This is a genomic window from Nocardioides abyssi (assembly GCF_030412915.1).
GTDB classification, from domain to species: domain Bacteria; phylum Actinomycetota; class Actinomycetes; order Propionibacteriales; family Nocardioidaceae; genus Nocardioides; species Nocardioides abyssi.
Genome location: NZ_JAUHJR010000170.1, coordinates 1 through 277, shown reverse-complemented (window position 1 = coordinate 277; position 277 = coordinate 1). Strand labels below are relative to the sequence as shown.

General features: G+C 68.6%; 1 pseudogene. It reads left to right on the top strand.

What is annotated here, in order from left to right:
* Positions 1–277: pseudogene (locus QWY29_RS20365) on the top strand (hypothetical protein); the annotation flags it as partial.

The following is a 277-nucleotide window of genomic DNA, read 5'->3' as shown; positions in this document are numbered from 1 at the left end:
CTGGGACCCGTACTACGCCGTCGCGGCGCAGCAGGGCCTCTCGTACGAGGAGAAGCTCGGGGCGTACGCGAAGATCGCGGACGAGCGCTTCGAGACGGCGCGCTTCGAGGAGTTCTGCCAGAAGCACCTCGCACACCTCGACGAGGTCGCGTGGGAGTTCTTCGCGACGCAGCCGGCGAAGGACGCGGTCCGTCAGAAGGTGACGGCGCTCTTCCCGACGCACGAGGTCGAGCAGTTCACGGAGCTCTTCTGGGGCCGCATCCAGCGCTGGCGCGCC